Annotated in this window: 23 protein-coding genes and 2 pseudogenes; 10 read left to right on the top strand and 15 right to left on the bottom strand. The window is 70.7% G+C overall.

Annotated features, from left to right (window positions below):
• The first annotated feature begins 423 nt into the window (after positions 1-423).
• The gene (locus ACFYST_RS19890) at positions 424-1,056 is read left to right on the top strand and encodes a hypothetical protein (RefSeq protein ID WP_387864019.1); all 633 of its coding nucleotides are present in this window, start codon (positions 424-426) and stop codon (positions 1,054-1,056) included.
• Here the strand turns inward: ACFYST_RS19890 and ACFYST_RS19885 are convergent.
• Positions 1,053-2,267 carry an NAD(P) transhydrogenase subunit alpha gene (locus ACFYST_RS19885; protein WP_387864018.1) on the bottom strand — a complete coding sequence of 405 codons (1,215 nt, stop codon included), beginning with the start codon at positions 2,265-2,267 and terminating at the stop codon, positions 1,053-1,055. The genes ACFYST_RS19890 and ACFYST_RS19885 overlap by 4 nt on opposite strands.
• A 145-nt stretch (positions 2,268-2,412) precedes the next feature.
• Between ACFYST_RS19885 and ACFYST_RS19880 the strand changes: the two genes are divergently transcribed.
• Positions 2,413-6,003 carry a hydantoinase B/oxoprolinase family protein gene (locus ACFYST_RS19880; protein ID WP_387864015.1) on the top strand — a complete coding sequence of 1,197 codons (3,591 nt, stop codon included), beginning with the start codon at positions 2,413-2,415 and terminating at the stop codon, positions 6,001-6,003.
• 258 nt (positions 6,004-6,261) lie between these two features.
• Here the strand turns inward: ACFYST_RS19880 and ACFYST_RS19875 are convergent.
• The 3 genes and pseudogenes from ACFYST_RS19875 to ACFYST_RS19865 all read right to left on the bottom strand — a co-directional run.
• Positions 6,262-7,320 (bottom strand): annotated as a pseudogene (locus tag ACFYST_RS19875) (JmjC domain-containing protein); the annotation flags it as partial.
• A gap of 251 nt (positions 7,321-7,571) precedes the next feature.
• Positions 7,572-7,730: a hypothetical protein gene (locus ACFYST_RS19870; RefSeq protein ID WP_387864013.1), complete on the bottom strand. Its 159-nt coding sequence runs from the start codon at positions 7,728-7,730 to the stop codon at positions 7,572-7,574.
• A gap of 197 nt (positions 7,731-7,927) precedes the next feature.
• Positions 7,928-8,179 (bottom strand): hypothetical protein, encoded by a 252-nt coding sequence (locus ACFYST_RS19865; RefSeq protein ID WP_387864010.1) that lies wholly within the window; start codon positions 8,177-8,179, stop codon positions 7,928-7,930.
• A gap of 557 nt (positions 8,180-8,736) precedes the next feature.
• On the opposite strand from ACFYST_RS19865, the gene ACFYST_RS19860 reads away from it, so the two are divergent.
• From ACFYST_RS19860 to ACFYST_RS19845, 4 genes are all read left to right on the top strand, one after another.
• Positions 8,737-9,600, top strand: a complete 864-nt coding sequence (locus ACFYST_RS19860) for an SDR family oxidoreductase (protein WP_387864008.1) — start codon at positions 8,737-8,739, stop codon at positions 9,598-9,600.
• Between the two features lie 161 nt (positions 9,601-9,761).
• Positions 9,762-10,457, top strand: coding sequence for a type 1 glutamine amidotransferase domain-containing protein (locus ACFYST_RS19855; protein ID WP_387864005.1), 696 nt, complete (start codon positions 9,762-9,764; stop codon positions 10,455-10,457).
• Between the two features lie 267 nt (positions 10,458-10,724).
• Positions 10,725-10,898 (top strand): hypothetical protein, encoded by a 174-nt coding sequence (locus ACFYST_RS19850; RefSeq protein ID WP_387864004.1) that lies wholly within the window; start codon positions 10,725-10,727, stop codon positions 10,896-10,898.
• On the top strand, positions 10,895-11,491 hold the full coding sequence (locus tag ACFYST_RS19845) for a hydroxylase (protein WP_387864002.1): 597 nt from the start codon (positions 10,895-10,897) through the stop codon (positions 11,489-11,491). Before ACFYST_RS19850 ends, ACFYST_RS19845 begins: the two co-directional genes overlap by 4 nt.
• Before the next feature lie 183 nt (positions 11,492-11,674).
• On the opposite strand, the gene ACFYST_RS19840 is transcribed toward ACFYST_RS19845, so the two are convergent.
• The gene (locus tag ACFYST_RS19840; protein ID WP_387864000.1) at positions 11,675-12,463 is read right to left on the bottom strand and encodes an SDR family NAD(P)-dependent oxidoreductase; all 789 of its coding nucleotides are present in this window, start codon (positions 12,461-12,463) and stop codon (positions 11,675-11,677) included.
• 715 nt (positions 12,464-13,178) lie between these two features.
• Between ACFYST_RS19840 and ACFYST_RS19835 the strand changes: the two genes are divergently transcribed.
• Positions 13,179-13,865 carry an alpha/beta fold hydrolase gene (locus tag ACFYST_RS19835; protein ID WP_387863998.1) on the top strand — a complete coding sequence of 229 codons (687 nt, stop codon included), beginning with the start codon at positions 13,179-13,181 and terminating at the stop codon, positions 13,863-13,865.
• A 106-nt stretch (positions 13,866-13,971) separates the two neighbouring features.
• Here the strand turns inward: ACFYST_RS19835 and ACFYST_RS19830 are convergent, their stop codons facing one another.
• Complete coding sequence (locus ACFYST_RS19830; RefSeq protein ID WP_387863995.1) at positions 13,972-14,163, bottom strand: hypothetical protein; 192 nt, start codon at positions 14,161-14,163, stop codon at positions 13,972-13,974.
• A gap of 193 nt (positions 14,164-14,356) precedes the next feature.
• Between ACFYST_RS19830 and ACFYST_RS19825 the strand changes: the two are divergent.
• Positions 14,357-14,902: pseudogene (locus tag ACFYST_RS19825) on the top strand (class I SAM-dependent methyltransferase); the annotation flags it as partial.
• Between the two features lie 140 nt (positions 14,903-15,042).
• Here the strand turns inward: ACFYST_RS19825 and ACFYST_RS19820 are convergent.
• The 5 genes from ACFYST_RS19820 to ACFYST_RS19800 all read right to left on the bottom strand — a co-directional run bounded on the left by ACFYST_RS19820 (position 15,043) and on the right by ACFYST_RS19800 (position 20,297).
• Complete coding sequence (locus ACFYST_RS19820; RefSeq protein WP_387863992.1) at positions 15,043-16,404, bottom strand: carotenoid oxygenase family protein; 1,362 nt, start codon at positions 16,402-16,404, stop codon at positions 15,043-15,045.
• Positions 16,405-16,469: 65 nt separating this feature from the next.
• Complete coding sequence (locus ACFYST_RS19815) at positions 16,470-16,910, bottom strand: SRPBCC family protein (protein WP_387863991.1); 441 nt, start codon at positions 16,908-16,910, stop codon at positions 16,470-16,472.
• 53 nt (positions 16,911-16,963) lie between these two features.
• Positions 16,964-18,436 (bottom strand): MFS transporter, encoded by a 1,473-nt coding sequence (locus ACFYST_RS19810; protein ID WP_387863988.1) that lies wholly within the window; start codon positions 18,434-18,436, stop codon positions 16,964-16,966.
• 114 nt (positions 18,437-18,550) lie between these two features.
• Entirely contained in the window at positions 18,551-19,117 is a 567-nt protein-coding gene (locus ACFYST_RS19805) for a TetR/AcrR family transcriptional regulator (RefSeq protein ID WP_387648176.1), read from the bottom strand.
• 529 nt (positions 19,118-19,646) lie between these two features.
• The gene (locus tag ACFYST_RS19800) at positions 19,647-20,297 is read right to left on the bottom strand and encodes a restriction endonuclease (protein WP_387863986.1); all 651 of its coding nucleotides are present in this window, start codon (positions 20,295-20,297) and stop codon (positions 19,647-19,649) included.
• Positions 20,298-20,509: 212 nt separating this feature from the next.
• On the opposite strand from ACFYST_RS19800, the gene ACFYST_RS19795 reads away from it, so the two are divergent.
• Positions 20,510-20,710 carry a hypothetical protein gene (locus tag ACFYST_RS19795; RefSeq protein WP_387648170.1) on the top strand — a complete coding sequence of 67 codons (201 nt, stop codon included), beginning with the start codon at positions 20,510-20,512 and terminating at the stop codon, positions 20,708-20,710.
• A 292-nt stretch (positions 20,711-21,002) separates the two neighbouring features.
• On the opposite strand, the gene ACFYST_RS19790 is transcribed toward ACFYST_RS19795, so the two are convergent.
• Both ACFYST_RS19790 and ACFYST_RS19785 read right to left on the bottom strand, forming a co-directional pair.
• Complete coding sequence (locus ACFYST_RS19790; protein WP_387863984.1) at positions 21,003-23,000, bottom strand: hypothetical protein; 1,998 nt, start codon at positions 22,998-23,000, stop codon at positions 21,003-21,005.
• Positions 22,997-23,413: a hypothetical protein gene (locus ACFYST_RS19785; RefSeq protein ID WP_387863982.1), complete on the bottom strand. Its 417-nt coding sequence runs from the start codon at positions 23,411-23,413 to the stop codon at positions 22,997-22,999. The genes ACFYST_RS19790 and ACFYST_RS19785 overlap by 4 nt, the downstream gene beginning before the upstream one ends.
• Positions 23,414-23,605: 192 nt before the next feature.
• Here ACFYST_RS19785 and ACFYST_RS19780 point away from each other — a divergent pair, with 192 nt between their 5' ends.
• Complete coding sequence (locus ACFYST_RS19780; protein WP_387864394.1) at positions 23,606-24,196, top strand: TetR/AcrR family transcriptional regulator; 591 nt, start codon at positions 23,606-23,608, stop codon at positions 24,194-24,196.
• Here the strand turns inward: ACFYST_RS19780 and ACFYST_RS19775 are convergent.
• Together ACFYST_RS19775 and ACFYST_RS19770 are read right to left on the bottom strand one after the other, a co-directional pair.
• The gene (locus ACFYST_RS19775; RefSeq protein WP_387863979.1) at positions 24,178-24,720 is read right to left on the bottom strand and encodes a GntR family transcriptional regulator; all 543 of its coding nucleotides are present in this window, start codon (positions 24,718-24,720) and stop codon (positions 24,178-24,180) included. The genes ACFYST_RS19780 and ACFYST_RS19775 overlap by 19 nt on opposite strands.
• A 40-nt stretch (positions 24,721-24,760) precedes the next feature.
• The gene (locus ACFYST_RS19770; protein WP_387863977.1) at positions 24,761-25,021 is read right to left on the bottom strand and encodes a hypothetical protein; all 261 of its coding nucleotides are present in this window, start codon (positions 25,019-25,021) and stop codon (positions 24,761-24,763) included.
• Positions 25,022-25,364: the final 343 nt, after the last annotated feature.

Raw genomic sequence — 25,364 nt, 5'->3', positions numbered from 1 at the left:
CCTGGCGCGGCTGGGTCCAGCGCACGGTTTTCGGCCGCCCCCGTCCCGCTCCACCGGCGTGTGTTGTGCGTGAGAAGACGGGCCTTCGAGCGGGCGGCCATCTCGCTGGCGGCCCGGCGGTGGAGGAGGGCGGTGACTCTGGGGGGAGACTCCTGACGCTGCTGGTGATGAAGCCGTCGCCTCTTCTCCTCGTTGAGCCGGGTTCCCGTGCTCTTACGGCGCTTCGTCATATTCGTCGCCGGATCGGAAGCGAATCACCGACCGGCGGGATGCTTCCGCGTCGAGTGGTCGACTGAACTCAGAGCGTGGCGGCCGCCGGTGGCGACTGTCGCCCGATGGCCGCCGAGAGGAAGCTGGTGGGAGGGACTGCGCGACGTGGCCGAGCGGGTGGCCCGATGTTCCGCGCGAGACGGGAGCCGATCGATGTCGGATACCGGTGATGGTGAACTGCTGGATCTTGTCGGCGAATTGGCTGTTCTGGTCCGGCTCGCCGCGGAGGCGCTGGACGGCGCGACCGCGGCGCTGACGGCCGAGGTCGGTGCGGCGGGCGCGGTGGTGCGGTCGGAGAAGGCATTGGCCGAACTGCGCGGGCGGATCGAGGAGGACGCGGGTGCCGTGCCCGCGGGGTTGCGGGCCGTGGTGGTCGGCGTGCAGGTGGGGCGCGAGGTGGAGTGGCTGGGGGTGCTCGCCCAGCGGCTGCTGGAGCTGGCCTGGGCGCGGCAGGATCGCGAGCCGTTTCCGGAGCGGCTGCGCACGCCGCTGCGCGGAATCGCCGAGGCGGCGGTCGGCCTGGTCCGCAGGGCGGCCGACGTCCTGGAGCAGGCCGCACCGGAGGGCGTCGCGGACCTGCTGTCGGACGTACCCGAGACGGCCCTGCGGCAGCGTCTGTTGTTCGAGCGGCTGCTCACGGCGAACACGCCGGTCGACGTCCGCACCGTCGCCGACCTGGTACTGCTGTCCGGGCACTGCAGGCAGTGCGCGGAGCACGCCGGTGCGATCGGGCGGTGCGCCCTGCTGTTCACCGGCCCCTCGTTGCGGCACGCGGGTCGAGGCTAGGGCGGAGGCGGGCCGACCGCGGCCGTTGCGGCGGCGAGCAGTCGCCGCGTCGCGGCGTGTCGGACGGTTCCGTGGTGCGTCACCACCATGGGGTCCTGCACCGGATCGGTCGGATCGACACGGAGCCCGTCGCGACGGGCCAGGTGGGTCAGCAGCGCCAGCACGTTGTGCGCGTACGCCTGCGAGGCCGTCGCGGGGACTTGGGCGGCGAGCTCGCCGGCGCCGATCACGAGCACCCCGTCGCCGACCAGGGTCGTGGCGTCCGGCCCGGCGCACTCGAGGTTGCCCTGCGCCCAGCCGTCCGCAGGAGCGGGCACGTGCGCGGGCCCGGTCGTCAGGTCGACCAGGACCGAGCCGGGCCGCATCGCCGCCACCGCGTCGGTGCGCAGCAGCATCGGCGGATCCCCGCCGGGCACGTCGAGCGCGGTCACCACGAGGTCGTAATGGGGCACGGCCGCCGCGAGGACCTCACTCAGCGCGGAGCGGCGGTGCGCCAGCGTCTCGCCCAGTTCCAGGTCATCGGCCACCGGGTCGAGTCCGGGCAGGGCCAGCAGCTCGGCGCCGAGCGCGACGGCCTGCGCCCGCTCGACGCGGCGCAGTTCGACGACCTGTACGCGGGCGCCGAGGCGGCGGGCGGTGTCGACGGCCTGGAGCCCGTCGGGCCCGGCGCCGACCACCAGCGCCCGGACCGGTTCGAACGCCGCGTCCTCGGTGCCCCACGGCGGCAGGCAGCGGCCCAGTCGTTCGGCCGCGAGCAGCACCGCCCGGTAGCCGGCGATCCGCGCCTGGGACGCCGTGGCGTCCATCGGACGGGCTGCGGGCAGCCTGGCGTCCGCCAGGTCGAGGCCGATCGCGGTGACCCCGCGGTCGGCCCACTGCCCCACCTGGCGGGGGATCGAGGTGGGGCGCAGCAGGGCGATCAGCAGGTGCCCGGGGCGCAGGTCGGGCAGTCGGTCGAGGGTCGGCGGATGCACACCGATGAGCGCGTCGGCGCGGTGCAACAGCTCGGCGTGTCCAGCGAGTTCGGCTCCGGCCGCGATGAACTCCTCGTCGTGCAACCAGGCCTGGGCGCCGGCGCCGGGTTCGATCAGGACCGTCAGCCCGAGCTGTCCGACGGTGGGAACCACGTCGGGCACCAAGGCCACCCGCCGTTCGCCCGGCGCGGTCTCCCGGAAAACGCCGAGGACGGTTCGGGGTGCTCCGGTCTCCATGTGCGTCTCACCGCCCTCCGGGACTGGCCGTATGTCCAGTATGTCCTTGATTGCGACCTCGGCTCCCCCGGGCGGATACTCGACGAGGGGCGCCGCCGGGCGTGGCCCGCCGAACCGGCGCCCCGAAGCGGCGGAAGGGGCCGAAATGCCCGGCCGGGGCTGGCAGTTCTGGGTGGACCGCGGCGGCACCTTCACGGACGTGGTCGCGCTGGCCCCCGACGGCCGGCTGCTGACCCGCAAGCTGCTCTCGCACGACCCGGCCCGCTACCGCGATGCGGCCGTCGCCGGCATCCGCGCCCTGCTCCCGTCGGGCGACGGGCGGATCGACTCCGTGCGGATGGGCACCACGGTGGCCACCAACGCCCTGCTGGAGCGGGCGGGCGAACCGACCGCCCTGGTGGTGACCCGGGGCTTCGCGGATGCGCTGCGGATCGGCTACCAGAACCGACCGCAGATCTTCGCCCGGGAGATCACTCTGCCCGAGCCGCTGTACACCCGGGTGATCGAGGTGGACGAGCGGATCACCGCCGACGGCACGGTCCTGCGCCGGCCCGACCTGGACCGGCTCGAAGGCGAGCTGCGCCAGTGCCGGAGGGACGGCATCGGCGCGCTCGCGGTGCTCTGCCTGCACAGCTACCTGCACCCCGCGCACGAGCAGGAGATCGGCCGGCTTGCCGAGCGGCTCGGTTTCGGCCAGGTGTCGCTCTCAAGCGAGGCGAGTCCGCTGATGAGGTTGGTGCCGCGCGGCGACACGGCCGTGGCCGACGCCTACCTCTCGCCCGGCCTGCGGCGCTATGTCCGGCAGGTGGAAGGGGAGTTGAGCGGTGTGCCGGTGATGTTCATGCAGTCCAACGGCGGTCTCGCCGCAGCCGGTCACTTCCGCGGCAAGGACGCGATCCTGTCCGGCCCGGCCGGTGGCATCGTCGGCATGGTGCGGATGTCCCGACTGGCCGGATTCGAGCGGGTGATCGGCTTCGACATGGGCGGCACCTCCACCGATGTGTCGCACTACGCGGGCGAGTTCGAGCGGGTGGTGACCACCGAGGTCGCCGGGGTGCGGCTGCGGGCGCCGATGCTGGCGATCCGCACGGTGGCGGCCGGCGGCGGCTCGGTGCTGCGCTTCGAAGGCGGGCGGCTCCGGGTCGGCCCGGACTCGGCCGGCGCCGACCCCGGGCCGGCCTGTTACCGGCGGGGCGGGCCGCTCACCGTCACCGACGCCAACCTGCTGCTCGGCCGGATCCAAGCCGAGCACTTCCCACGCGTCCTCGGGCCGGACGGCGACCAACCGCCCGATCTCGACCTGGTACGCCGTCAATTCACCGTTCTGGCCGGCCGGATCGCCGCAGACTCGGGGACGGGCTGCTCGCCGGAGCAGGCCGCGGAAGGCTTCCTGCGGATCGCGGTCGGCAACATCGCCAACGCGATCAAACGGATCTCGGTGCAGCAGGGCCACGACGTCACCAGGTACGCGCTGACAACCTTCGGCGGCGCCGGCGGCCAGCACGCCTGTGCGGTCGCCGAGGCGCTCGGCATCCGCACGGTGCTGGTCCCGCCGATGGCCGGGGTGCTCTCCGCGCTCGGCATCGGCCTGGCCGACACCACCGTGCTGCGCGAGCACGCCGTCGAACGCCTGTTGGAGCCCGAGGTCATGGCGGACCTGCGCGCACTGTCCGAGGAGCTGGCGGCGGGTGCCACGTCCGAGCTGCGGGAGCAGGGGATCGCGCCGGACCGGATCAGGCTGGCACACCGGGCCCGGCTGCGGTACCACGGCACCGACACGACACTGGACATCGCACTCGGTGAACTCGGCGACATGGTAAGGGAGTTCGAGCAGCGACACCGAGCCACCTATTCCTTCCTGATGGACCGTCCGATCGTCGTCGAAGCCCTCGCGGTGGAGGCCACCGGCCTCACCGAGCAGCCGGACCTGGGCGCGCCGCAGGTCCACCGGAACGGACCTGCCGTGCTCCCCGCCGTCCGGATGGCCACCGGCGGCCAGTGGTGCGAGGTGCCGCTGCTGCAACGCGAGCGGATGCGCCCGGCCGACACCGTCACCGGGCCGGCCGTGATTGCCGAGGCCGGTGCCACCACGGTGGTGGACGACGGCTGGCGCGCCACCGTCACCCCCGCCGGCCACCTGAAGATCGAGCGGATCGCCGACCGGGCCGGGCCCACGGTCACCGCCGAGGCAGACCCGGTGCTGCTTGAGGTGTTCAACAACCTCTTCATGGCGATCGCGCAGCAGATGGGAGCCCGGCTGGAGTCGACCGCCCAGTCCGTCAACATCAAGGAGCGGCTGGACTTCTCCTGCGCACTGTTCGACCCGGAAGGCAACCTGGTCGCCAACGCCCCGCACATCCCGGTGCACCTGGGCTCGATGGGCACCACCGTCAAGGAAGTGCTCCGCCGCCGCGGGCCGGTGATGCGGCCGGGCGACTCCTACGCCGTCAACGACCCTTACCACGGCGGCACCCACCTGCCCGACATCACCGTCATCACCCCGGTCTTCGACCCGGCCGGCCGCGAGATCCTGTTCTTCGTCGCCTCCCGCGGCCACCACGCCGAGATCGGCGGAATCACCCCCGGCTCGATGCCGGCGACCAGCCGGGAGATCGAACAGGAAGGCGTGCTCTTCGACAACTGGCTGCTGGTGGCCGACGGCAGGCTCCGCGAGGCCGAGACGCTGCGCCTGCTCACCGACGCGCCCCATCCCTCGCGCGACCCGGCCACCAACCTCGCCGACCTGCGGGCCCAGATCGCCGCCAATCGCAAGGGAGTCGACGAAGTCAACGCGATGATCGAGCAGTTCGGGCTCGATGTGGTCCAGGCCTACATGCGGCACGTGCAGGACAACGCCGAACGGGCGGTACGCGAGGCGATCGGCGAACTCGCCGACGGCTCCTACCGGTACGAGACCGACAGCGGCGCGGTGATCGCGGTACAGATCCGGGTGGACCGCCGCCGGCGCACCGCCACCGTCGACTTCACCGGCACCTCCGCCCAGCTCGACAGCAACCTCAACGCGCCGTCCGCCGTGGTGAACGCCGCGGTGCTGTACGTCTTCCGCACCCTGGTGGCCGACGACATCCCGCTCAACGACGGCTGCCTGCGCCCGCTGCGGATCGTCGTCCCACCCGGCTCGATGCTCGCCCCACGCCCACCGGCGGCCGTCGCCGCCGGCAACGTCGAGACCTCACAGGCCGTCACCGGCGCGCTCTACGCCGCCCTCGGCCTCCAGGCCGAAGGGTCCGGCACGATGAACAACCTCACCCTCGGCAACGACCGCCACCAGTACTACGAAACCATCGCCTCCGGCTCCGGCGCGGGCCCCGACTTCGACGGAGCCGCCGCCGTCCAGACCCACATGACCAACTCGCGCCTGACCGACCCCGAGGTCCTGGAGTGGCGACTGCCCGTCCTCCTCGACGAGTTCGCCGTCCGGTCCGGCAGCGGCGGAACGGGCCGCCATCGTGGCGGTGACGGCGTGGTGCGGCGGATCCGCTTCCGCGAGCCGATGACGGTCAGCGTCCTGTCGAGCCACCGCCGCGTCCCCCCGTACGGCATGGCCGGCGGCGCACCCGGCGCACTCGGCTCCAACCGCCTGCTGCGCCGGGACGGCACGGTCGAGCCACTGGCCGGCTTCGAGACCGTGCACGCCGAACCGGACGACGTCCTAGAGGTCGAGACCCCGGGCGGCGGCGGATACGGCGAGCCGCAGCCACCGCAACACCGATGACGCCGCATGGGCTGGGACACTTCCCGGAAGGGCTGTGGCCGGTTGGCGCCTCAAGGGAGATCTGCGGGGGCTGGTGACCGCGAGCGCGAAGGGAACTGAGCGGACCGCGACCGACCCGGGTCTGACGGGCCTGTCGCTCCCGAAGCCCCCGTCATGGCCGCCGATTCCGTTGAGGCTCCGCCACCACGTCGGTACCTGGGCACTGCGGTCGCAACGACTGCGGTAGCGGGAACCCTTCGAACGACGGGAACAGGGCACCACCGGCCGCCCGCTGAGCAGCAGCCGCAGGGCGGGTTCGGCCTTGGCCGCGAAGACGAGACGCTGTCCGGCGGCGAGCACCTCCACGGTGCTGTCGGTCGAGTGGATCTCCGGACGGAAGTTCGTCGTGCACACCGCGGCGGCCAGCGGCCCGAAGACGTCCAGGTGCGGAACCTGCCGGGCGGGCCCGGCCGCGCGCTCGTAGGCGGTGAGGAACTCGGCGGGTGTCCGAAGGTCCACCAACTCCCGTGCGGCGGACCGCAGTCCGCTGTCGTCGGCACCCGGGGTGCGGACGAGGTCGTGCCGGAACACCTCCTGCTCGCGGCACCAGTCGGCGAGCCAGGCCATCCAGCTGGCGCCGGTGCGCTTGGTGATGCCGAACGTGACGTGCAGCGAGTGCCCGGCACTCCCATGGCCGGCGCTACCGGCCCGGTGCCAGTGCCCTCGCGGAATGTGCATCACGTCGCCGGCGCGCAGAACGCCGGACCACAGCACCTCCTCGCTCGGCGTCGAGTTGGGGTCAGAGTCCCGATACATGGGTGCCACCCGGGACGGGCCGCGGACCTCCCAGCCCTTCTCGCCCGCCAGCTGGACCACCACAACGTCGTGGTCGTCTCAGTGCAACGGGGAGCCCTCCGCCTCACCGGTGGTCCAGTAGACGTTCACCTGGACCCGCTCCCCGCTCCACCACTGCAACGCCCGGCACGCCACCTCCAAGGTGGGGTCCGCGACGTTCGCCTGATCGAGGATCACCGTCGCGCCCTCCCGGAGCAGCCGCCCCAGCGCGTCCATGTTCACCATCGGGATGCTCTGACCCCGGGGGCTGACGTTGTCGGTGAAGTAGACCGCCGGGTGAACCTCGGCCTGCTCCTGGAACACCCGGAACTGCGGCCGGTACAGGCTGCGCCGCATCACCAGGTCGAGGAGCCGCTGCGGGGTGAGCAGCCGTTCCACGAGTCCCTCTTCGTCCGTGCGACCTCGCGCGAACCGGTGGCCGATCGGCTCCGGTCCCGTCCATCCGAGCGCCGTCTCGACGGCGTCGATCAGCTTGTGCTCCACGTGTACCTCCTCTGAATTCCGGTTGCCGGACCGGCCGGGGGGGGGCCCCGGCCCCCCCCCCGGGCCCCCCCCCGGGCCCCCCCCCGCGGCCCCCGGGCGGGGGGGGGCCCCCCCGCCCCCGGGGGGGCGCCCCCCCCCCCGCCGGGGCGCGGGGTCGTCCCTGTTGTGCCGCCCCGTGACCCGCCTATTATGGCGGGGGGCCGCCCGGCCGGGGCCCCCGCCCCCCGCCGGGGCCCCCCCGGCCGGATTGATCACTCGCTCTCGTGCAGGTTGCCGTCGCCGCCGGGCCACGGGTCGTCGCCGCCCGAGCCGGCGTTGTCCGATCGGAGGCTGTCGTACCGGTCGTGCACGGCACTCAGTTCTTCTGCCACGAGCAGCAGCTCGTCGTTGGTCGTCGGATTGCCCGCCATCTCTCGCTCCTTCTTGGTCTCCGGTCTGCTGCCGGAGGCGATCGGGAAGCGGAGCCTCGCCCGCGTCAAGGCAGGGCATGCCTGAGCTGAACGCGGGACGGGCCCCGCGTTGGTCGCTCATCATCACCCGGGTGTCACCGGCCGTCATATTTCTTCGCGAATGTGACGACCGGTCAGGACATCCCCCACACTGACAACTACGTTCCCGCGCAGAGCAGTTCGAGCTGACGGTGCGCATCGACGGTATCCGTGCCGCCACGCTCCCGCCTGGCGAAGCCGGAAGCGCCGATCGACAAGACCAGCCGATGCCGTTCCCGGCCATCGCTGGTGCTCACCGCCGCATTTCGGTTGCAGTCGCTTGCCGTGCCGACGCTCCGGGAGCGCAGCGCCGACGCGGCCGGCTTCTCCTTCGGGACGACGCACGGCAGCGCCCGCCCCGTGGTGAACACCGGTCGTCGACGTCGGCCGCCGTGAACCCGAACCACCCACTGGTGTGGAGGACTTCCATGACGCTCGCCCCCGGCGCCGATACGTAACGCCGACCCGGACGGTGTCCTGGGCGACGGTCGCGCCGACAACTCCAGGTAGTCAGCCTCGACCCCACCAGTCTCGCGACAATATCCGGACCCGCAAGCAATCTCCTCGTCGCCACTGCGCCTGCAGCACAGCTCGCCGACCCATTCGCGCACGGCAGTGCGAGCAGCTGAGCAGTCGACATCACGAGTTCAGTTTCAGTAGCTACCACGGTGTCCACTGCTATAGCCTGTAAAAATCGCTCTCTCGTGCGCCCTTAAAACCCGATTGGCCCACTTGGGTTGCTAGCCCTAGTGGAATGCGTCGATCATTGTCGTGCAACACTCCCGGGTCGGGACACTTCGCTTTTGCCCCGAGAGGGGGATTCCTCTCACGTTAAAGCCAGCACCTCGGCATGTCTCAGCCCGCTCTCAGTGAACGGCTGACCGTCGACGACTGCGGGCACGGTTAAGCGCGAGAGGAAGTACTCGGTATGGCGAATACAGCACTCAGGAAGGTCCTTGTCACGGGAGCTGGCACCGGCTTCGGGTTCGAAGCCGCCATGCGCCTGGCCAAGAAAGGATTCGACGTGATTGCCGGCGTCGAGATCTACGCCCAGGTACAGACACTGAAGTGGCAGGCAGCCGGGCGCGGGGTGAAGCTTCAGGTGGAGAAGCTCGACGTCACGAACAGCGGTGACCGTCGCAAGGCCCTCAACTGGGGTGTGGAAATCCTCGTAAACAACGCCGGCATCGGCGAAGGTGGCTCCACAGTTGACATCCCTGAAACGAACATTCGGAACCAGTTTGAGGTCAATGTCACCGGGCCCCTTGTCCTCACTCAGGGGATCGCCAAGCAGATGGTTAAGCGCAAGGCAGGCCGCATCGTCTGGGTTTCTTCGAGGGAGGGTCTGAACGTCAACCCATTTACTGGCATCTACTCTGCCTCCAAGCATGCCGTCGAAGCGATCGCCGAGACCATGGCTTACGAGCTGCAGGAGCACAATATCGAGGTCGCCACGGTCAACCCCGGGCCATTCTTGACCGGGTTCAACGACCGCATGTTCCAGACCTGGGAGAGCTGGGAGGATGACCCATCGCAGCGCATCTTTGACTACTCCAAGCTATCCTTTCCCCGCACGCAGTTCGATCCTGAAGTGGTCTATTCGACGTTGACGGCTGTCGCTGCTGGCGAGGTTGACAGTTATCGCAATTTGGAACCAAAGTCGATGATTGAAGAGACCAAGCATCTTCAAGAGATTCCGTGGGAGCGCAAGATTATGGACGGCCTTGGGGCTCGACACCCGTCCGTCCAAAACTCATACGAGATGCGGCCTGAGACTCCTGCGACCAAGTGACCTCGCGCCTCCCGAGCGGCCCTTAAGTAGAGAAGGCTCGTGAGTTCGTTCTTGCCGGTCCCACTCGCTCGCCTCAAGCTCCGCGAGCAAGTCCCGCCGGATCGCGGTGTGAACCGCTTTTATTGACATCAGATTCCTCCGACCTTCAGAGGCGTTCTCTCATGGCCAAGATTCTTTTCGTGATGACCGCAGCGAGCTACTGGACGCTCAAGAACGGCCACCGGCACCCGACCGGGTACTGGGCTGAGGAGTTCACGAGTCCGTACAGCGTGTTCACCGGGGCCGGCCACGAGGTCACCATCGCCACCCCGGGCGGTGTCGTGCCCGTCTGCGACACGATGAGCCTGCGGCCCCGCTTCACCGGGGGCGAAGAGGCATCCGTCGAGGAGGAAGGCATCATCGAGGAGGCCGAGCAACTCCGCCACGCCATCCCGATCAAGGACGTGGACCTCCATGACTACGACGCGGTCTACTACCCAGGAGGCCACGGCCCTATGGAGGACCTGTGGCGCGATGCCGATTCCGGGCTACTTCTGAGGAGGGCCCTCGCGTCCGGCAAGCCGCTCGGCCTCGTCTGCCATGCCCCGGCGGCACTGCTCGCCACCCGGGACGAGAGGGGCGACACGCCGTTCGCCGGATACCGCGTCACCGGATTCACGAACGACGAGGAGGCGGGCGTCGGGTTCGCCGACAAGGCCAAGTGGCTCATGGAGGACGAGGTCAGGAACCTTCCCACGGACTACTCCCGCGGCCCGGTGTGGGAGTCGTACACGGTGGTCGACCGCAACCTGTACACCGGACAGAATCCGGCGTCCTCCGGCCCGCTGGCCACGATCATGCTCAAGAACCTCTCGTAGGCGCGGGACCAACCGCGTCACCGCGGGACAGCCTGTACCACCGGCGCAGCCTTCTGTGTGACCCTTCCGTCCCGATGTCGAGTGCTTGGATCTGGGACGCGCGGGCGTTCGCGCACGCCCGACGAGCCGCCGGGGCGCTGCTGGGAGCGCCCGTGCAGTCTGAGGGGCCGGACAGGCCAGGTGAGTTGTGCGCGGTGTTAGGCCGATCGGGTGGCCGGCCTTCGCCGTTCAGAGTGCAGCCTCGGTGTACGGGCTACGTTCGGGCCCGTGACCGGCAACGACGCGGTCCTGGCGTTGATGGTGGTCACGGCGCTGGGGTTCGATTTCACCAACGGGTTTCACGACACGGGCTTCGGGATGGGCGTGTCGCCCGCGTACCTGGAGGCCGCGACGACGGTCGCCGCGGCCGCGCGGGAGAGCGGGGGCTCGATCTGCTGGTGAGCATCTCGCAGATGACGGTCTCGCAGATGGACCTCACCAGCGGTGCGGAGTCCCGGCAGCAGCGGCTGCACTGGCTGACCGAGCACGTCCTCGACTGGTCGGGAATTCCGGTCGTCCACGTCCGGCCCACCGTGTTCATGGAGAATCCGCTGTTCGCGCGGATCGCTCTCGCCTCGATCCTCCGCGACCGCACGATCCGCCTGCCGTTCGGTTCCGCCCGGACCTCGCCGGTCGCCGCAGCCGACGTGGCGGAGGTCGTCGCACGGCTGCTGCTCGATTCGGCGCCACCGTCCCGCGGCGTCTACGAACTGACCGGGGCGCGCTCGCGTGACATGAGCGCCATCGCGGCCGAGTTCTCCGCCGCTTTGGGCCGGGTCATCACGTACGTCGACGTGCCGTACGAGGAGTGGCTGGACCGTGACCTCAGGACGCAGGACCTGCCGCCCCACGTCTTCGAACACATCGCCACGATGGCGCGGCTGCACGGCGAGAACCGGTACGACCGGGCCACGAACGAGGTTGCCGAACTCCTCGGACGCCCCCCGTTGGGCTTCGACCACTTCATCAGGAATACCCCCGGCCTGCGGCCGTAGGCCGACTCCGCCATCTCTTGCCGTGGTCCGCCGGGTTTCTCGGTTGTCAACGGAGGAGACACCTTGGCATCGACTCGGAGCCCGAAAAGGTGGCACAGCCCCTGGCCCGGAGGATCTCGTGGTCTCACGGCGGAGGTGGCTAGGCACCAGGTGACGATCATGCTCGACGTGAACCCCGACGCCTCACAGGGAGTCCACGAGCCCGCCGTCGATGACGAAGTCGGCACCCGTGATGTTCGCGGCACCGGGACCGGCGAGGAACAGGACGAGGGCCGCGACCTCCGCAGGGCGGGTGAAGCGGCCGGTTGTGGACTGGGCCGCGGCGGCGCGGGCCACGTCGTCGGGGCCGATGCCGCGGGACCGTCCGACCGTGGCGGCGACGCCATCGGTGCCCTGCCACAGCGCGGTCTCCACTGGGCCGGGGCCGATCGTGTTCACCCGTACCCCCTGTGGTCCCACCTCCTTGGACAGGGCCTTGCAGAAGTTGGTCAGTGCGGCCTTGGCGGCGCCGTAGTCGATGATCAGGGGGTCCGGCAGCCGGGCGTTGACCGACGTGACGGTGACGATGCGTCCCGCGCCGGAGGCGAGCAGGTGCGGCAGGGCGGCCCGGGTGGTGCGGGTGGTGCGGACGGCGGTCAGGAGGTTGACGCTCAGGGCCCAGTCCCAGTCCTCGTCGGTCACGCTCAGGAAGCCGTCCACCCTCGGGCGCACCGCTCCGACGTTGTTCACCAGCACGTCGATGCCGCCATGGAGCCGGGCGGCCTTGGAGATCAGCCCGGCCGGACCGCCCGGTATCGCGAGATCTACTTCCACGACGGTGAGGTCCGCGCCCTGCTTCACGTGCGCGTCGAGGGCCTCGGTGCGTGTCCGTGACCCCGCGACGACATGGCATCCCGCTGCGAGGAACGCCTCGGTGATCGCCAGCCCGATGCCGCGCCCGGCCCCGGTGACGACGACGGTCTGGCCGGCCAATCCGTCGTCGTCACCGGGCCTCGCCGATCGCGACGGTGTGGAAGGGGTCACTGCGAGGTCTCCACGGTCGGTCGTGTCGGCTCGCCGAACGCGGTGTCTGCCGAGTTGCTGTGCGGTCGGCGTCCGTGAACGAGGACGACGGGGAACGAGGTTGTCACGGCTGGAGCCTCTCTGCGCGTGCGTGCGCGGGTGCCCTGACCCGGTATGTCCATATCAGACCGGAACCCCGGCGGACCTGCATCGGGAAGCGCCGTGGTGTTCACGGTCGGCTACCGAACAGCTGCGGGCCGGGTGTGAATCCGGAGGGGCTTCAGCACCGCCCGCGCGTTCTCCTCGACTCGGGGACGTGCAGGTGCAGGGTGAGGGTGAAGGCGCCGTCGGCGGCGAGGGGCAGCGAGTCGGTCCGGTTGAGCGGGGGCTCCCGGGTCCTGGGCCTGGATGAGCAGGACGGTGTTGCCGGTGTCGGGGTCCGTGCGGGTGGTGTGGTGGCCGATCGAGTAGATGTCGGAGGGGTTGTCGATGAGGAAGCCGTCGGCAGTGACGCCGGTGGTCGAGTAGACGGCGTCGGCCCCGGTTCCAGGACGATCACTGCAGTCCGAACCCGTGGACGGAGGCGGAAGGACCGGCAGCGGTCGCGGTCGACTGCGAGGAGTCATAGCGTGATCACCCGGTGCAGCCGGATCTCGCGGCTCGACGACGACGAAATGAGGACCCCATGGCCAGCAGGGCCAGCATCGTCTTCGCCCACGGACTCTGGGCCGACGGGTCGTGCTTCAACAAGCTCATCCCCGCGCTCCAGGCCGAGGGGCACGCGGTCTCCAGTTCGCAGCACGGCCTCGACTCGCTCGAAAGCGACGTCGCGTGCGTCACCCGCTCCATCGACTACGTGCCCGGCCCGGTCGTGCTCGTCGGGCACTCGTACGGCGGGACTCTGATCACCAAGGCCGGCGTTCACGACCGCGTGGGCGCGCTGGTCTACATCGCCGCGCTTGGCCCGGACGAGGACGAGACCTCGCAGGAGCAGCAGAACAACTACCCCCGTACGCCCGTGTTCGATCACATCGACGTCTCCCACGGCCGGATCTGGCTCAAGGAGTCGGGCACCGGCGACTTCTGCGGCGATCTGCCGCCGGCCGAGCAGAAGCTCGTTCGGGCCGTGGGCGCCGTGCCGGTCCCCGACCTGTTCGACCAGCAGGTGCCCGGTACCGCCTGGCGCACCAAGCCGAGTTGGTGCATCGTCGCGAACAACGACCGGACGGTGCACCCCGACCTGGAACGGGCCTCCGCCGAGCGCATGGGCGCCAAGGCATACGACGTCGACAGCAGCCACGTGCCGATGCTCTCGAACCCGGACTTCGTCCTCGACGTCATCCGCGACGCCGCGAAGTCCCTCGAAGCGTAGGCGCCGGCCGACCGGACTCCGCCCGGGTCTGTTCCCGGGCGGCTCTCTCCTGGCGGCGCGGACGGTGGGTCACGGCGAGCCTCCACGGAGGTCTTCAAGCAGCAGATCAGTCAGGGCCAAGGTCCGGTCCGAGCTGGAGATGGCGCTCGCTCCGGCCGACCAGTTCAAGGAGGCCGTCCCGCAGACGTCCTTCATCCTCACGGTGCATGAGCTGAAGCGTCTCGCCAGGAACGCGGCCGAGCTGATGACGCTCTCCGCCGACCTCCAGGCCGAAAGTGTTCAGCTCGAGCTCCTTCACCGGACCACTCGTCCGGCGGGAAGCAGTTGCTCGGGATCACCCCACCGCCCGATCCATGATCATTCTCGGCGCCAACGGCTGCGGTACGGCGGTTGACGCTACGCCGGTGATCACGGGCTTCAGTGCGGCCGACCGGCCTGGCGCAGGGGTTTGGCGGGTCAGGTCAGCGTGTTGGAACTGCCGGAGGGAGCCAATGCAGATCGGCGGCGGCAGCCACCAGCTGGACGGCTTCTTCAACATCGACCTGGTGGCGCCGGCCGACTTCCTCTCGGACGTGCGTGAAGGCATCCCGCTGCCGGACAACACCCTCGAACTGCTCTTCAACGAGCACTTCATGGTGCACATCGACCACCCGCGCTCCGCCAAGGGCTTCGCCCGCGAGAGCTTCCGGGTGCTTGCCTCCGGCGGGCAGATCATCACGGGAGTGCCGGATGCCGCCCACGTGCTCGGCCGCTACCCTGCCGCCCCGGTCGCCGCCGACGAGCTGATCGAGCGCTGGTACTCCCAGCGCAGCTGTCGCGACGACATCAACACCTACCTCGACCTGATCAACTACGTCTTCCGCGATCGGGACGACAACCCCACCTGCACGCCACACCTCTGGGCCTGCGATTTCGAGAAGCCGGCCCAGCTGTTCACCGAGGCCGGCTTCGCCACCGTGGAGCCCTGGACCTTCCACGCCTCGCTCGCCAACTCCAAGCGCGAGCGGGCGAGCGTCTACGTCATCGCCACCGAGTAGGAACTCGGCCCGAACCAGCGCGGTGGTCCGGGAGTACCGGACCACCGTCTCACCGGGAGGCGTCCGCAATGGGGTTGAGCCACACTCTGGCCGCCATGACAACGACGACCGGCTCCGCGTCCCCGGTGTGGTGCGGTGGTTCAGCCGCGCGGGGCGTCGAGGTCGCTGTCGGGGATCCAGGAGCCGTGGATGCCGCCGGTGACGCGGCGCGGGAGATGGACGGTGGCGATCCGGTCGAGGCCGGCGGCGTCCAGGACCAGGAGCTGGGAGGCGTCCTGCTTGAGGTCGGAGACGACGGTGAGGAGGTAGCCGTCGTCCTCGCGGGTGGCGCCCGCGGCGGGGACGAAGACGGCCTCGCTGGGCAGCCGGGCGTCGCCGGCCTGGTGGACCAGGCGGCTGCCGGTGGTGCGGTCGTACTTGACGATGCCGTAGCCGCCGAAGCCCTCCTGGTCGGGGAAGGAGACCGCGTACTGGTAGCGGTGCTCGGCGCCGAGGAAGTCTTCGTTGAGGGTGGGGAACTCGACCGCGAGGTCGTCGATGACCTGCTCGTCGACGCGGCCGGTGGTCAGGTCGACGACCCAGCGCCGGGTGTAGGAGCGGGTGTTGGGCTCGGTGCCGCGCCCCGGCGCGCCGACCCACCAGTTCCAGGAGAGCTGGAAGCCCTCGCGGTCCACGGTCGGCCCTTCCAGGACGATGCGGCCCTGGGCGTCCTCGTAGGCGTTGGCGGCGTGCAGCATGTTGCCCGGCTCGATGGCGAACCACCGGATCTTTCCGGCGCCCTGAGGGCCACGCGGCATGACGCCGATCCGGGCGGGCTGGGCGTCGTTCCAGCCGTAGGGGATGCCGGAGTGCTCGTTCGGGTCGAAGGTGACGGTGCCCTCGACGAACACGACGTGGTTGCGGGTGATCGCGAAGTCGTGCTTGAGGGAGGCGGTGGCGCCCGGCACCTCGAAGCCGTGCGTGACCCGGCCCTTGGCGTCGGCGACGTAGTACATCAGGTAGGGCGGGAACGGGGAGGAGCCGAAGAAGTGCAGCTCGCCGGTGACCGGGTCGGTCTTCGGGTGGGCGGTCATGGCGCTGCGCAGCTTGCCGTCGAAGTCGTAGGCGCCGACCGTCTCCAGCTCCGGGGTGAGCTCGAAGGGGAAGTTGGCTTCGCACAGGGCGAGCAGGCGTCCGGCGTGCTCGATGACGTGGGTGCCGGCCGTGCTGGCGGTCAGGTCGGGGCCGTGGCCGGTCATGTATGGGGCGCCGTCCAGGGCCGGGGTGTGCACCCAGCGGTTGCGGTACCACTCGGCCCCGCCGTCACGCAGGCGAATGCCGTGGACCATGCCGCTGCCCTTGAACCAGTGGGTGGGGGTGACGCCGGGCTTGGGGTTGTGGCTGTTGCGGATCAGCCGGCCGGTCAGCTCCGGGGGCAGGTTGCCCTCGACGGTCAGGCCGACGGCGGTGACCTCGTCGGCGACGGGGGTGTAGTGGCCGGTCAGGTACGGCTTGCTGGACATGGCAGGGACCTCTCTGGTCGGTTCGAACGGTGAGCTGCGGAGCCGGATTGCGGCGTCGGATGGTGTCAGCGCTGCTGCTCGGCGCGGGCCTTGAGGCTCGCCAGCCAGGTGGTCAGGGAGTGCTCCAGCGCTCGGCCGAGCTCCCCGGCGGCGGCGTCGACGGGGGCGCCGCTCCAGGACTCCTCGGTGCGGACGGTGACCTGGTCGCCGGTCTGCTCGAAGGTCCACACGTGGACGCCGTCGATGCCGTTGGCGGGGCCGCCCCACACCAGCCGCTCGCCGGGGACGATCTCTCGGACGGTGGAGGTGATGTCCAGGCCGTGGGTCTTCCAGTGGAAGGAGCTGCCGGGCTGCAGCGGGCCGTCGAGCTCGGCCCGGTCGACGTCGGCGTTCCAGTCGGCCCAGGCGTCGATTTCGGTGTGCAGGGCCCAGACCTTCTCGATCGGAGCGTCGATCACGGTGGACAGGCGGACGATGACGGGGGCGGTCTCGTCGATGGTGAACATGGCGGTGGTTCCTCTCGGGTGATCCGGTGATGGGTGTCGGGTCTGGCGGTGGGTCAGTTGGTGGGGACGGTGGTCGAGGCGGGGGCGGGTACTTCCGCGGCGGGGTCGGGTGCTTCCGCGGCGGGGGCGCCGCCGCGCCGCGTCAGACCTGCGGCGAGCAGGGCGGTGGCGGCCAGGACCGCGGCCGAGATGCCGAAGGCGGTGCGGTAGCCGGCGGTGAGCGCGTCCAGGTGGGGCTGGTGGGTCGCGGTGCGGGCCGTGGCGGTGCCGGCCAGGGTGGCCAGGACGGCCAGGCCGATCGCGCCGCCGACCTGGCGCGTGGTGTTGACCAGTCCTCCGGCCAGGCCGGAGTCCTGCCGGTCGACGCCTTCGACGGACAGCGCGGTCAGTTGGACGAAGGCGATGCTCAGGCCCAGGCCGATGAGGATGCTCGGACCGAGGACGTCGGCGAGGTAGCCGCCGCGGGCGCTGATCCGCGACAGCCACAGCAGGCCGGCTGCCTCGGTGAACAGCGCGGCGGTGACGGTGGCGGTGGCGCCGATGCGGCGAGAGACGTGCGGGGCCAGCGTGGAGCCGAGCATGTTGGCTGCGGCGAGCGGGAGTTGGCCGAGGCCGGTGAGGAGCGGGCTGGAGCCGAGGACCTGCTGTTGGTAGAGCGGTAGGAAGAAGAACAGGGCGATCCAGACCGAGCCGAGCAGGGCCATCAGCACGTTTCCGGCCGTGACGCGTCCGGCGCCGAACAGACGCGGGGGCAGGAGCGGGTTCGGGTGGCGGCGCTCGATCAGGACGAGCGCGACCGTCAGCAGTACGGCAACCGCGAAGGCGCCGAGGACCTGCGGGTCGGTCCAGCCGGAGCGGCGGGCCGTGGTCAGCCCCCAGACCAGGGCGGTCAGTGCGAGCGTGACAGCGGCGGTGCCGAGGACGTCGAACCTCCCGCTCTCCCGCACCGAAGTCCTCGCGACGAAGGCGGCGGACGCGGCGAGGACCAGGAACGCGCCGATCGCGACGGCATGGAAGATCCACCGCCAGCCGAGCGTCTGGGTCAGCACCCCGCCGAGCAGCACCCCTGCCGCGCCGCCCGCGCCGGAGACCGCTCCCCACACGCCCAGCGCCCTCCCTCGTCCGGGGCCGGATGGGAACAGATCCATGACCAGAGCCAGGGCCGCAGGGGCGATGGCCGCAGCCCCGAGGCCCTGCACGGCGCGGGCCGGGATCAGGATGCCGGGGGAGGAGGCGACCCCCGCCGCCACCGAGGCCGCACCGAACAACGTGAGGCCGCCCAGCAGGACCGTCCGCCGTCCAAGCAGGTCCGCGGCGCGGCCGCCGGCCAGGAGCAGCGCTCCGAACGCCAGGCCGTAGGCGTTGACCACCCAGGTCGTGCCGCTGTCCGACAGGCCGACGCCTGCGCGGATCTGCGGGAGGGCCACGTTCACGATCGAGGTGGCCAGCATGACGGTGAACTGAGCTCCTGCCAGGGCCGCGAGCGTGGGCCCGGGGCTTCTCGTGGTTCCGGAAGTACTGGACATCCCATCCTCCATGAGTGTTTAACCACTCACTCTCATGAGCCAAAAATATGAGTGATTAGCCACTCACTTTTGGAGCCAGGGAGACGGCGGGGCTTACCCCGCCGACCGTCCTGCTCAGTAGTGCGTGACGCCTGCCGCCAGCGTCCGCATCCAGGGCCCGTCCGCCTCGTCCGCGCCCATCGAGACGATCAGGTGGCACAGCATGCCGACGGCGAAGAACTGCTGGATCTGCTCGTCGCTACCTCCGGAGGCGCCGCGCACGTACTCCACCAGCCGCGCGTAGCCCCGGCGGACCACCTCGCGCACAGCTGGCTCCGAGACGGCGGCGGCCTGGGCGTGCAGTTGGATCAGCATCAGGTCGTTGTTGCTGATCAACCGGGCATAGGCATCGCCCATGGCCTCCAGTACCGCCTCCGGCGAGCTGCCTGTGGCCTCGGCGGCCCCGCCCTCCAGACTTGCCCGCACCTGGACGAAGCAGTGCTCGACCACGGCCGCGAACAGCGACTCCTTGCTGGGGAACAGGCGGTAGACGTAGGCCTGGGAGATGCCGGCCGCCTTGGCGACCTCGGTCGTCGTGGTGCCCCAGTAGCCCCTCGCCGCGAAGGCGCCGATGGCGGTGCGCAGCACCGTCTCGCGGCGTTCCTCGGCGGTGGACAACTGGCGGGCTCGCTCCTTGCTCATGTGAGTATTCAACCACTCACACTTTTCGGAATCAACAGGCACACCCACGCGACCGGTGACGATTCCCGGGGTGGCTGCATTCGCGCCGGCTCGCGGCACGGGTGCCTGTGATCGATCGGGGCTCCGGCAATCACCCGGGGATGACGGGCCTTCTCCCGCGGCAGTGGACACACGAGGTCTGCCCGGCCGCACTGGTGGAGGACCGGCTGCGGGAGGTGCTTGGTCCATGGATCGTGCTCCGCACTGCGCCGGTGCGCATGTCGCGCGTGAAGCCCTTCACGAGCTCCACCGTGTCCGGGTCCAGCAGCAGGTACACCAGGACCGCCCGGTGCGCGGCGGACGGCCGGAAAAGCACCGACGCAGCGTTCCGCAACCAAGCCGATCACTCACCGCAATCGACCGCAGAAGTTGGACCAGAACCACAACTCATGACTAGAGCCAACGCACAGGCCGCCAAGGACTTCGCGCGCCCAGCGTCCGGCACCGCCCCGGACGCCCTCCGGCCGCCTCCCGCCGTACTGAATACGGGTCAACTCCAAGGCGGTCGGCCGGCTCCTTCCGCCCACAGGGCCAGCGCCCGGCGGTCGACGGCGCGGATCCCGACGACCAGGGCGCAGAACGCGGCGGCGGCCTTGGTGAAGGTGCTGGTCGTGACGACCAGTGCGAGGTCGCAGCGGTGGACGTCGCGGTAGGTGCCGTTGACCTTCTGCACGTCCTGGGAGCCCACCAGCGTCTTCGGGCCGTACCGCTTGGCCTGGATCAGGATCCGCTGCCCGGTCGGCGTGGTGGCCGGGACGTCGGCGGCGAGGTCGCCGGCGCCGCCGACGACGGTGACCTTCGTGCAGCCGTCGCGCCGGCACAGCACCGCCAGCGCGTGCTCGAACTCCTTCGGGCCCATCGACAGGAACGCCCCGATGTGCCGCAGTTGCGCGACCTGCCCCTCGTGCTCCCGCCTCGACGCCGCCACCCGGCCGCGAACTACCAGCAGCGCGACGGTCCAAGCGACGCCCAGCAGGCCGAGCAGGAGCAGCAGATGGTGCAGGAGCCACCCCAGCGCGAGCAGCAGCAGGATGACCGCGGCGGTGGCCAGGCCGAAGACGACGACGATGCCGTCGTTGCGGGCCCGCGCGCGGCGCTTGGCGCTGCGGCGGCGTCGAACGGGCCTGCGGGTGCGGGCCACGACACTTCCCCCTCCGGGCCGGAATCCTGGCCGAGAGCGTAGGAGGCGGCGGCCGCTCGTCGCAGGCGGTCGGGTCCAACCGGCCGGATCGCGGCGGTCGGTGGCCGAACGGGCCGTGTTGCCCAAGGCCGAACTTTCCCGATCCCGCCCCGCGACCGCCACACTTCTGGCACTCTCACCCAGAGCATCCGAAGCATCACTTGGGGTAGGCAATGCAGTTCACCTTCAGCGCGATCGCGCTCCTCGGCGTCATCATCGTGCTGCGCCTGCGCAGGCCGACCCAGCCGCGCACCCGCTTCGACGAGAAGCTGAGCGCGGTGTACTGCGTGGTCTTCGGCGTCCTGATCGCCGCCACCCCGGCCGGCCAGGCCATCCTGCACTTCGTGGCCTCCCTCACCCAGAACATCCACTGACCGCGACCCTCGTTTCCGGTCCTCCACGCCCCAAAGCGGCGGCGGTCGGCGGGTTCTCCTCAACGGCACCGTCGCGTCCCTTGCCGCCGCCACCCGCTGATCCCGCGTCCGGCAGCAGACGGCGGACGCCGCCGCCAGGACCAAACGCACCCGTGACACCTGGAGGAGAAGCGCACGTGCCGCCGATGCCGGACGGCGCGCAGCACCAGGTGGCGGGGATTCCGTCTCCGCCCCCGCTCTGCGCGCCGTCACGCCTCCTCTCCTGCGCGAAGCCCGGGGCGGGCGGACTAGCTCACCCCTGAGGGCAGACCGGCAGGAGGGCCTTCAGGGTCTCACCGTCGCTCAGCACCACATCACCTGAGGCGAGTGCGGCGACGACGTCCGGGTGGGCGTTGTCGAGGCTGACGCTGCTGTTGGCGAGCCTGTTGCCGGCGCGTTCCTGGACGTCGGCCTGGTTGTTCAGGTCGTCGGCGCGTGCCTGGATCACCGACTTCACTTGGGAGTCGGTGGCCTCGGCGGCTGCCGCGCTCAGGGCTCTGGCAGATGTGCGGTAGTACGCGGCCAGGTCCTGCGGGGTGCGCACGTTGTCTGACTGATGGGACGCGGCGCGGTAAGCGGTGGAACAACCCGCCGGGATGCTGGGGCCGTTGGCCGCGACGACGGCCACCGTCGTCGCGCCGCCGGCCACCGCGATTGCTGTCACCGCCGCAACGGCCGGTTTGGCCTGCGCGAGCTGCAACAGCTTGCGTCCGATCCGGGCGACGTGCCGGCCGATCTGCCCGGCGGAGGCCGACTGCCCCGCGCCGGTCACTGCCGTCACGGCGGCTTGCCCGGCACTGGAGGTGAGGAAGGCCAGGGCGGCGGCTGCCGCGATTGCGTCGCCGTTCAGGAGCTTGCGGGTCTGTTCGCCGGTCCGCAGGTAGAAGTCGACGTCCTCGGTCAGCCCGGCCTGGGAGGCGGCCATCTGCCCGACGGCGTACAGCTGGAGCGCCGCGCGACGGTGGCCGGCACGGAGGGCGAGCGGGATGGTGGCGCGCACGAACCGGGACGCCTGAGCCCGCTTGCCGGCCGCGTCGAGCCCGTTTGCGACGGCCAGCAGCAGTTGCGGGTCGGGCAACGGCAGCGCAGGGCCTGGGACCGTGGCGTTGGCCAGCAGAGCGAGGATTCCCTCGGCGGCGGTGGCCGGCGGCACGGGCGGCCACCGCTGCGACTGTACGGCGGCGAGCGCGTCGGCGGTGATCCGGTACTCGGCTCCGTCGCCGTGGAGGGTGACGAGGCGGCGGTCGTACAGTTCCGGGCCGCAGGACGTGGCGTGCGGATGGCCGGTCACGGCCGCGAACCAGGCGGCGTGCAGGGGCACTCCGAAGGTGGCGAGCGCGACCAGGACCTGGCGGGCCGGTTCGCTCAGTGCCACCGCCAGGATTTCGGCCTGCTGCTGGGGGCTGACCTGCCCGGGGTCGACCGGGCCGGGGCCGTCGAAGGGCGCTTCGCCCGTCCGGGCCCGCCATTCGTCGGAGGTGCGGATGAACGCGGCGTACTGGAGCAGGCGCTGCGGCCGGCCCTCGGACATCCGGTACGCCTGCTCGAACTGGATGTTCTGCAAACCCACCGGGCCGAGCGGGAGCCCGAGTTCGGCGCTGAGCAGTTCAGCGGCGGGGCCCGGGGCAAGGGGCTGGACATGGTGGACGGCCTCGGGGTCGTTCGACAGGGTGCGGTACGGCGAGGTGAACAGGAAGGTGCAGCCAGGGAAGGTCTGCTGCAGTCGGGCGAGGTCCGCGCCGGTCAACGCGCAGTCGATGATGGTGAAATGGGCGTCGACGTCGGCGACGGCGGCGCGCAGCAGCTCCTCATCGACGCCGCGCAGGAACTCCTTGCCGAAGATCCGTCGCGCCAGGCGGTCGTAGACGGCAGCGAGGGTGTCGGCCGGGCCGGCCTGCGGCAGCAACACGGCGCCGCGCAGGCCGTGCGCGCCCAGGCAACCGTTCGCCTCCAGGGCGATCGCCTGTTTGCCGACGCCCGACAGGCCGTGCAGCTGCACGCTCCGGCCGCTGCGGAGCTGGTCGGTAACCTTTCCGACCAGCGCCTCCCGGCCGAACAGCGTGCGCCGCAACGGGGGCTTCAGTACGTCGAGTTGCCGGACGGGCAGCTCCAGAAGACTCGGCGTGCCGGCGAAGCGGTTGTCGATGTAGACGACGTTGGTGGCGTAGTCGCCGGAGCTGATAACGCCCAGGTTGTCTCCGTGGTTGACGATGGACCGGTGACCGGGTCGGCTCCCCTCGCGCTCGCTCATCGGCGCTGGACGTTCAGGGCGCTGTCGCCGGTGGAGACGATCCCGCTGACCGAGCCGCCCACCGCGATGCTCCGCTCGCCCGATGCCTGCACAGTCGCGTCGGCGGCCGGCAGTAGCGCCGCCAGTTCACGGGCGAGCTCGGGGTCCTCGGTCAGCAGACGGCGCAGCTGGCGGCGCAGCACCGCGACCGTGTCGGGGTCCTCGGTGGCTTCCGCGAGGTCGGTCACGGCGTCCACCACGGACTCGGGCCGCGGGTTGCGGCTCAGGATCCGGTTCAGCAGCCGATGGCCGAGCCGCACGGTCGCATCCGCGGCTTCGTCCTCCGCCCTGGTCAGTATTCCCGCGCCGTAGACGCCTGCCGCGGCACTCACGGCGGGTACGACCTGACCGAGCAGCGCATCCATGTCCAGCATCGCTCCCCCAAAGGCGGAGGCTCCTCCGGCCTGCCGCGGCTCGGCGTCACCCCCGCCGGGGCGGGTAGGCGCCGGCCGGGTACAGGAGGCAGCCGACCAGAGTCACCACAAATGTGGTAACCCACCTGTGGTACCACGATCGGGGTAGTGTGGGCAACAGGGCGACAGGGCAATGAGGACAGGGAACTGATGATGAACCACGAACGCCGCGATCGACTGGGCGACGCCGCCATCGAAGTTCTGGCGGCGTCAGGCGGACGCGGCTTGACGCACCGGGCCGTCGACGCGGCCGCGCAACTCCCGCAGGGCACGGCGAAGAACTACTTCCCCTCCCGCGAGGCCCTACTGCGCGCCGTCGCCGAGCGGTGCGCACAGCAGTACCGGGCCGTCGCCGAGCAACTGGCCGCCTCCGGGCCGCCCGCCGACCGCAAGGCCCTGACCGCGGTCCTGCGCGGACTGCTGGAAAACGTCGCGGGACCGGGGCGCCCGCGCATCGTTGCCTACCTGGAACTGCAGATCGAGGCAGCGCGCCAGCCCTGGCTGGCGGCCATCGTCGACGACATCGCCGCCGCCGACATCGCCGGCCTCGAAGCAGTCCAGCGCACGGCCGGCCTTCCCGTCACCCCGGACACGGCGGCGGCCGTTACCCTCGCCCTCCACGGCGCACTCCTCCACCTAGTAGCCCGCAGCCCCGCCACCACGGCCACCACCCGCGCCGGACTCGACGACCCCGACCAATTCGTCCGCACCCTCCTCGACACCGTCTACCCCCCGCCGCAGTGACCCGGCGCGGCCACGCCATTCACCGACTCCGGCCCTTGCAAACGCGCCGCCCGATCGAGCGGCCTCCGACGGGGCCCAGCGGTTGATGGGTTCCGCAACCGACGCACGGACCGATGTCGGCGGGCAGCGCCTCGGTGAGCCGCTTGGAACAGCCGCAAGCGGCGTCCTCCTTGGGCCCGTCGACGGTCCGCGAAGCGGGTTCGGCCGCCGGCCGGTCCGGTGAGCAGTTGCTCGTCCTTCAGCAGTCTGATGGCGCTGGAGATGGTGGTGTGACTGACGCTGTACGCGGCCGCGAGCTCGCTGCCGCCGGGAAGAGGTTTGCCGGGTTGCCACCGGCCGCTCTCGATTTCGGCGCGCAGCGCAACCGGGAGGGGCAGGGTGCGGCCCTTTCGCGGTCCGGGGAGGCCGACGGTGGCGGTGGTCGTGGTGTCCACGGTGGGCTCCGGTTCGCGTCGGTCCCGGCCGGCGAGGGGCGAGAGGCTGCGGACTACGCTGATGGCCGGGCCCCTCACGTCGACGAGCATGAGGGGCCCGGCCATCTTCGGGGCCGGTGCTGATGCGGGATCAGGGTCCGGCGATCACCCAGGTGACGAACACGGCCTGCATGGAGTCGTGGACTCGGTGGACGAGGCTGATGCGGGCGGTGTAGTCGTCGACCTCGGGGTCGGTGCCGCCGGGCACCGGGATGCCGAGCCGCGGGTAGAGCGCGAGGCGTTCGACCAGCTCGACGGCGTCCAGTTCGTCGGGGCGCAACTGAGCGAGGGCGGCTTCGACGGCGTCGGAGAGAGACGTGCAGCGGCTCGCGCGGTGCGGTCGGCTGGTCATCGGTCACCGGTCGCCGCCAGCGGCACGCACCCGGGGTGAAGACGTCACCGGCCGGGCTCCAGTGCAACTCCAACGAGGTACAGGTCGATCGGGTGTTGACGGCCTGGGGACGCCAAGCGGTGCTCGTCTGCCCTGAGGCCTCCACGGGCCGGGCGGCAAGGTGGGCATCCGCTTGGCGTCCCCGGGCCGTCAACACCCGTCTCCGTGTGGTGGTGTCCGCGAAGGCGCCGGGCGCCGCCGCTCTACAGCTAGAAGACTGATGAAGATGTTGGGTTCTGGCCCCGCCGTGTGAGCGGTGGGGCCAGACTCGCCTTGTGGCGATGGGGGAATGGGCGGGGGAGAC

Origin of the sequence: Kitasatospora sp. NPDC004614 (genome assembly GCF_042873675.1) — a bacterium.
In the GTDB taxonomy this organism is placed as follows: domain Bacteria; phylum Actinomycetota; class Actinomycetes; order Streptomycetales; family Streptomycetaceae; genus Kitasatospora.
This window is presented reverse-complemented; position numbering and strand designations above follow the sequence as displayed.

Coding starts and splice junctions, on each gene's coding strand:
- ACFYST_RS19815 (WP_387863991.1), bottom strand. CDS start 16,910: ATGTTCACCATCGACGAGACCGCCCCCGTCATCGTCCGCCTGTCCACC.
- ACFYST_RS19820 (WP_387863992.1), bottom strand. CDS start 16,404: ATGTCCAGCAAGCCGTACCTGACCGGCCACTACACCCCCGTCGCCGAC.
- ACFYST_RS19805 (WP_387648176.1), bottom strand. CDS start 19,117: ATGAGCAAGGAGCGAGCCCGCCAGTTGTCCACCGCCGAGGAACGCCGC.
- ACFYST_RS19870 (WP_387864013.1), bottom strand. CDS start 7,730: ATGGCGGGCAATCCGACGACCAACGACGAGCTGCTGCTCGTGGCAGAA.
- ACFYST_RS19835 (WP_387863998.1), top strand. CDS start 13,179: ATGGCCAGCAGGGCCAGCATCGTCTTCGCCCACGGACTCTGGGCCGAC.
- ACFYST_RS19890 (WP_387864019.1), top strand. CDS start 424: ATGTCGGATACCGGTGATGGTGAACTGCTGGATCTTGTCGGCGAATTG.
- ACFYST_RS19790 (WP_387863984.1), bottom strand. CDS start 23,000: ATGAGCGAGCGCGAGGGGAGCCGACCCGGTCACCGGTCCATCGTCAAC.
- ACFYST_RS19885 (WP_387864018.1), bottom strand. CDS start 2,267: ATGGAGACCGGAGCACCCCGAACCGTCCTCGGCGTTTTCCGGGAGACC.
- ACFYST_RS19860 (WP_387864008.1), top strand. CDS start 8,737: ATGGCGAATACAGCACTCAGGAAGGTCCTTGTCACGGGAGCTGGCACC.
- ACFYST_RS19780 (WP_387864394.1), top strand. CDS start 23,606: ATGAACCACGAACGCCGCGATCGACTGGGCGACGCCGCCATCGAAGTT.
- ACFYST_RS19785 (WP_387863982.1), bottom strand. CDS start 23,413: ATGCTGGACATGGATGCGCTGCTCGGTCAGGTCGTACCCGCCGTGAGT.
- ACFYST_RS19770 (WP_387863977.1), bottom strand. CDS start 25,021: ATGACCAGCCGACCGCACCGCGCGAGCCGCTGCACGTCTCTCTCCGAC.
- ACFYST_RS19775 (WP_387863979.1), bottom strand. CDS start 24,720: ATGCTCGTCGACGTGAGGGGCCCGGCCATCAGCGTAGTCCGCAGCCTC.
- ACFYST_RS19795 (WP_387648170.1), top strand. CDS start 20,510: ATGCAGTTCACCTTCAGCGCGATCGCGCTCCTCGGCGTCATCATCGTG.
- ACFYST_RS19810 (WP_387863988.1), bottom strand. CDS start 18,436: ATGTCCAGTACTTCCGGAACCACGAGAAGCCCCGGGCCCACGCTCGCG.
- ACFYST_RS19855 (WP_387864005.1), top strand. CDS start 9,762: ATGGCCAAGATTCTTTTCGTGATGACCGCAGCGAGCTACTGGACGCTC.
- ACFYST_RS19880 (WP_387864015.1), top strand. CDS start 2,413: ATGCCCGGCCGGGGCTGGCAGTTCTGGGTGGACCGCGGCGGCACCTTC.